Raw genomic sequence first — 4,109 nt, forward strand, 5'->3', positions numbered from 1 at the left:
GAACCTTCGAAGAGTGAGAATCCTGATGCTTTTATACCTATCGACCTGGTCCGAAATCGCCCAATTCCTCGAACGCAGCCGCACCATCGTCATCCCGATCGGCTCCAACGAACAGCACGGGCCGACCGGCCTGCTGGGCACCGACTGGATGTGCCCGGAGATCATCGCCCATGAAGCGCAGAAGAACGCCGACATCCTGATTGCCCCGACCTTCAACATCGGCATGGCGCAGCATCACCTCGGTTTCCCCGGCACCATTTCGCTCAGGCCCTCGACCTTCATCGCCGCCATCGCGGACTGGACCCGTTCGCTGGCCGCCCACGGCTTTGAAAAGATCTTTTTCCTCAATGGCCACGGCGGCAACATCGCCTCGATCGAAGCGGCGTTTTCGGAGCTGTACGCCGAGGCGAGTTTTGCCCGGCGCAAGGCCGGGTTCGCCCTGAAGTTGTGCAACTGGTGGGATCTGGAAGGCGTGAATGAGCTGGCCCGTGACCAGTTCCCGACCGGCCACGGCATTCATGCAACGCCTTCGGAAATCGCCGTGACCCAGTGGGCCTATCCCGATTCCATCAAGTCGGCCGATTACTCGCCGCAGATCGCCAACTGGGGCCCGATCCGCGAAGCCGCGGACTTCCGTGCCCGTCACCCCGATGGCCGCATGGGCTCGGACCCGGCCCAGGCTTCGCCGGAAAAGGGCCGGCAACTGGTGGAAATGGCCGCGCGCGGTCTGGTGCAGGAGGTGCAGGCCTTCAGTCGCGAATCATTGCCTGACTGACCCGTACAAACAACAACGCCCGGATGATCCGGGCGTTGTTGTTTCGGCTCCCTGCCAGCGTCTTTGCAGATTAGCCCAGTGCCTCAATGGCGTGCGCAACCCCTGCGCCATACGCCGGATCTGCCCGGGTGCAGTGGTCGATGTGTCGTTGTTTCGACTCAGCGCTGGCGCCATGAATCGAGCGCGCGGTGTTATCGAACAGGGCCTGTTTCTGGGCCATGGTCATGGCCCGGAACAGCGCGCCGGGTTGCGAAAAACAGTCGTCGTCCTCCCGGTGATCCCAGTGCCCGGCGCTGCCTTTGAGGGCCAGCGGTGGCTCGCTGAAATCCGGTTGTTCGGCCCATTGGCCATGGCTGTTGGGTTCGTAGCCGAGGGTGCTGCCCGCGTTCGCATCGGTGCGCATCTGGCCGTCCCGGTGATAGCTGTTGACCGGGCAGCGTGGGGCGTTCACCGGGATCTGATGATGATTGACGCCCACGCGATAGCGCTGTGCATCGCCGTAGGAGAACAGACGGGCCTGGAGCATCTTGTCCGGTGAGAAACTGATGCCGGGCACGACGTTGGCCGGGTTGAAGGCTGCCTGTTCGACGTCGGCGAAGTAGTTGTCGGGGTTGCGGTTGAGTTCAAGTACACCGACTTCGATCAACGGGTAATCCTTGTGGGGCCAGACCTTGGTCAGGTCGAAGGGATTGATCGGGTACGTCTCGGCGTCCAGCTCCGGCATCACTTGCACGTAGAGCTTCCATTGCGGGAAGCGGCCTTCCTCGATGCTGGTGTACAGGTCGCGCTGGGCACTTTCGCGATCATCGCCGATCAGTGTCGCGGCTTGCTGATCGGTCAGGTTCTCGATGCCTTGCCCGGTCTTCCAGGTGAATTTCACCCAGAATCGCTCGTTTTCTGGGCTGATGAAACTGAACGTATGGCTGCCGAAACCATGCATGTGGCGGTAGGTGCGCGGCAACCCGCGCTCACTCATGACGATCGTCACCTGATGCAGCGCCTCGGGCAGCAGCGTCCAGAAATCCCAGTTGTTGCGGGCGCTGCGCATGTTGGTGCGCGGGTCGCGTTTGACCGCATGGTTGAGGTCGGGGAATTTCAGCGGATCGCGCAAAAAGAACACCGGCGTGTTGTTGCCCACCAGATCCCAGTTGCCTTGCTCGGTATAGAACTTGATGGCAAATCCACGAATGTCACGTTCGGCATCGGCGGCGCCACGCTCGCCGGCCACGGTGGAAAACCGGACGAAGATATCGGTGGTCTTGCCCACGCTCGAAAACAGTCTGGCCTTGGTATAGCGGCTGATGTCACGGGTGACGGTGAAGGTGCCGAACGCCCCCGAACCCTTGGCGTGCATGCGCCGTTCGGGAATGACCTCACGATCGAAATGCGCCAGCTTTTCCAGCAGCCATACGTCTTGCAACAGCACCGGGCCTCGCGGGCCGGCGGTCTGCGAGTTGTTGTTGTCCACCACTGGTGCGCCGGCGGCGGTCGTCAGCTTTTTCATGCGCTACTCCTGGCTTTTGTCGGTTTGCCGCCATCACATCAAAAGCCTTGGGAGCCCTCTATTGCACCATGGTGTCGCTGCATGGCCACCGGGCAGGGCAGGCGTGTCTGGCGTGTCGGCGGCTGGCCGGTTCGGGAGCGGCAGATGAGGGATCAGGCGAGGGTGATGCTGACGTTGATGTTGCTGCGCGTGGCTTTGGAGTAGGGGCAATTCTGGTGCGCCGCTTCGATCAGCTGGAGCGCCACTTCCGGCTCGATTTCCGGCAGCGACACGGCCAGACGGGCCTGCAGGAAGAACCCGTGCTCTGCGTGCATGAGGTCGACTTGAGCTTCCACCCCGGCGTTTGCCGGGAAACCGATTCTGCGCGCATTGCAGGCGTGGCGCAGGGAACCGAGAAAACAAGCCGACCAGCACACCGCGAACAACTGCTCGGGATTGGTTCCCGTCCCCGGTGCGCCGGGAGGAGAGAGCCTGAGATCAAGTCGACCATCGTGACTGCGTGCGGTCCCCTCACGGCCTCCTGTGGTGCAGGTCTGTGCGGTGTAGAGCGTTTTTTCGATGTTGATCATGGGCATTCTCTGGTGAAGATTTTCACTGCGTCGAAAGATCGATGCAGGCTGAGCGTGGGGTGTCGTGACGTTCCGCGGCAGACGCACCCGCTAGCGGCCCGGGGTGGTCCGGCGCTGTGATGCCCCGATGGCTCAGGTTGTCGAGCAACGTTGATCGTGCAATCTCGATGAGCCATGCCCGAAACGGAAAGCCGGGGTCATGCCGGGCCTGCTCGAGATAAAGGGTCTTGAAGGCTTGCTGGACGAGGCGGCCGGTGTCCTCGCGACTGATCCTTCCGGCCTGCACCTGGCCTTCGAAATAGGCGATGAGCAACGGTGTCACCGTCGCGAACAGTTGCTGGGATTCAGCCCTGTCATGCCTGACGGCGCCCGTGACCAAGGCATACAGTTCGTCGTTGCCGAGTCGGTCAGCCTCGCACAGGCAATGTTGGCGATAACCTTCAGCCATGATCGGATCCCTCGCAAAACCATCGTTCGACCGACCGCGACAACCCATGATGTCTGCAGGTTGCCTGACGCTCAGCGGTGAGCTTCAATCCTGCCCCCGGGACATGATCGACTGCCAGTTATGCGTTGTTAGCGCTTGTTAGCGATGCTTGAAGGCTGTGTTTGAAGTGACGACTGGCTGGCTGTCAGGCCCGGGTCTTTGCGTGGTTTTAAGGCGGCGGATGCCTGAAGGACGGCCAGGTTTGCGCTGGCGCATTTATGACAACCCGGTCGCTTGGCCATCATTCCGATGGCGTAGGAAACACCCGATATTTATTTCGCAAGTTTCCTACATTTTGTTTGCCTCTCCAGCAAAAAACGTGGTTATTATCCGCCGGCGCTTCGGGTCACAAACCCGGCGCCAGAAGATTGCCGTGTGTCCACAGACCCGGCAGTCGCAGCCGATCGGGACCACCCTGGCGCTGTCACCCACCGCGCAGGTTGTTCCTCGTCGTTGACCCTCAAATGGAAGTCGAGGTTTCAATTGATCACGCGGTTTGCAATCGACGATGCAATGAGCAGGGCGACGGGCGTCGTCAACGATTCTGTCATCTCCCCAGCTGCCTGCGCGGACCGCGCCGCGGTGTTCTTCGCCAGCCTTTCTCCTCCCGGTTTCCTGTGTGCCTGCGTGCGACGCGAGTCTGCATGCGCGTGCCGCGCCATCTTCCTGAATTCGAATGACCGAACCGGTACTTGATGCCGGGGCCTGACTGGCGGGGCGCGTGCTGTCTCTGCCTGATCACAAAAATAATGCAGTCATGGACGGTAGCCTCCG

The 4,109-nt window shown here is 61.2% G+C and carries 4 protein-coding genes; 1 reads left to right on the forward strand and 3 read right to left on the reverse strand.

The genetic code is table 11. From position 1 onward, the window contains the following. Positions 1–25 precede the first annotated feature (25 nt). Entirely contained in the window at positions 26–775 is a 750-nt protein-coding gene (locus R1A29_RS10985; protein WP_039771048.1) for a creatininase family protein, read from the forward strand. Positions 776–845: 70 nt separating this feature from the next. Here the strand turns inward: R1A29_RS10985 and R1A29_RS10990 are convergent, their stop codons facing one another. The 3 genes from R1A29_RS10990 to R1A29_RS11000 all read right to left on the reverse strand — a co-directional run bounded on the left by R1A29_RS10990 (position 846) and on the right by R1A29_RS11000 (position 3,296). After that, a complete protein-coding gene (locus R1A29_RS10990) occupies positions 846–2,279 on the reverse strand; it encodes a catalase (protein WP_438301461.1) in 1,434 nt (477 codons plus the stop codon). 152 nt (positions 2,280–2,431) lie between these two features. Next, positions 2,432–2,848 (reverse strand): organic hydroperoxide resistance protein, encoded by a 417-nt coding sequence (locus R1A29_RS10995; protein WP_438301462.1) that lies wholly within the window; start codon positions 2,846–2,848, stop codon positions 2,432–2,434. A 22-nt stretch (positions 2,849–2,870) separates the two neighbouring features. Beyond that, entirely contained in the window at positions 2,871–3,296 is a 426-nt protein-coding gene (locus R1A29_RS11000; protein WP_438301463.1) for a hypothetical protein, read from the reverse strand. Positions 3,297–4,109 lie beyond the last annotated feature (813 nt).

The organism is Pseudomonas sp. NMS19W (assembly GCF_051554255.1).
GTDB lineage: Bacteria > Pseudomonadota > Gammaproteobacteria > Pseudomonadales > Pseudomonadaceae > Aquipseudomonas > Aquipseudomonas kribbensis.